The organism is Algorimicrobium algoritergicola (genome assembly GCF_008086165.1).
Lineage (GTDB): Bacteria > Bacteroidota > Bacteroidia > Flavobacteriales > Flavobacteriaceae > Algorimicrobium > Algorimicrobium algoritergicola.
Window position 1 is genome coordinate 1 of record NZ_VSKL01000019.1, and the last position, 1,790, is coordinate 1,790.

A 1,790-nucleotide genomic window follows, 5' to 3' on the forward strand; every position below is an offset into this window, starting at 1 on the left:
AACGTATGTGTATGTGTAATGGTGTGTATATATCTATTATATCTACACCTACAAATCTAATGGATTTTTAATAGAATCAAAACTACTTTTAGCAACATGGGTATAAATTTCTGTCGTTTTTGTTGAACTGTGCCCTAATAAAATTTGAATGTAACGTATATCTGTTCCCGCTTCAAGCAAGTGTGTTGCAAAACTATGCCGTAATATATGTGCACTTACCTTCTTTCTTATTTTTGCTTTTATGGCAGCAGTGGTTACAATTTTGCCAACACTGTTCGGGCTGTATTTGTCTTTGTTGGGACTTTCAAAAAGGTAATTTGTTGGTTTCCATTGTTTGTAATAGGTTCTTAAATCATGTAAAGTATTTTTTGATAACAGTGTATATCGTTCTTTGTTGCCTTTAGCATCTTTGACATGTATCAGCATTCGGGAGCTATCAATATCACTAATTTGTAGGTTTAAAAGTTCGCTTCTGCGCAATCCAGCGGAATAAAGCAAACTAACAACACATCGGTGTTTTATATTTGGTGTGCAGTTAATCATTCTTTTAATATCTTCCTTTGCAAGAACAACAGGTAGTTTCATTTTTACTCGTGGTCGTTCTATTCTATATAGCCTATTGGGCATTCCAAGGACAATTTCGTAATAAAATTTTATGCTATTTATGGCAATGTTATTATAGGAATTTGAGCGTTTTTCCTGAGTTAATACTTGCAAATATTCTCTTATATCATTTTCGTTTAGATGATCAATTTCTTTATCATAATAATGATTGATAAATGCTTCAAAGGCCTTTATATAGGACTTTACAGTGTTGTTAGCGTACTTCTTTAATTCAAGTTTTTGTAAATAGGATTCAGGACAATATTTATAGTTTTCAGACTTTCCGCGCTTTCTGTACCAATCAATATTAAACGTTTCATCTAATTGTTTTGAGCGTGTATGTTGGAAAAAATATTTGGAGTCTATCCAAGCCACACCCTTAAATATGTTATAAATGTTATCTAAATTGGGTTTGTTGTTCGGTACGTAGTACATGTTGAATTCTTCACTCCATTTAATATCTTGAAGCTCTTTAACAAGTATGTCCAGTGCCTTATTTGCGTAAAATTGAAGACCAATAAACTTTTTATCATCAATTAAAATATGCTTTAGGGTAATGTGTTGACTGAATTTCATGTGGTTTTATTTTATTAAAGCTACTAATTTCAAATCATCAAGTAGTTTCTTATTCGTATATTAAACGTTTAAATAACACTTATATATGCATAACAATGAAAACCCAAAATCATGTCTTTCTTGTGAAAAATTAATTGTTGGACGTTCTGACAAAAGGTTTTGTGACTCTTATTGTAGGAGTTCGTATCACTATAAAAAAAATTTAAATGAAGCTCCTCGATTTTATAATTTGGTAGATAACCAGTTAAAGAAGAATCGGCGCATACTTAAAAGTTATAACAAATCAGGCTTTGCTACAGTTAGAAGTCAGATATTATTAGGTCAAGGATTCAATCCAAATTTTTTCACTCATTATTGGAAGAATGCCAAAAATGATATTTATCTATTTGTTTACGAATTTGGATTTCTTAAAAAGGACGAGAAATTTATTCTCATAAAGTGGCAGAATTATATGAAAAAATAATATAAATTTACATTTCAATTAATAATAATCAGAAAGTCAAAAGTGCATACGTTTTTGCATACGATTTCAAAATAAAACAGCTCGCAAGCCCAGTGTTTGTGTTGCTGATGTAGCTTAAAACGGGCTCATAACCCGAAGGTCACTGGTT

1 protein-coding gene is annotated in these 1,790 nt (G+C 31.0%); it reads right to left on the bottom strand.

Annotated features, from left to right (window positions below; translation table 11 throughout):
- Positions 1–48: 48 nt before the first annotated feature.
- Positions 49–1,179: a site-specific tyrosine recombinase/integron integrase gene (gene xerA / locus ES675_RS16295; RefSeq protein WP_066257342.1), complete on the bottom strand. Its 1,131-nt coding sequence runs from the start codon at positions 1,177–1,179 to the stop codon at positions 49–51.
- Positions 1,180–1,790: the final 611 nt, after the last annotated feature.

Bases quoted from the DNA above. Each gene is read 5' to 3' on its own strand.
- xerA (WP_066257342.1), bottom strand. From the start codon at position 1,179: ATGAAATTCAGTCAACACATTACCCTAAAGCATATTTTAATTGATGAT.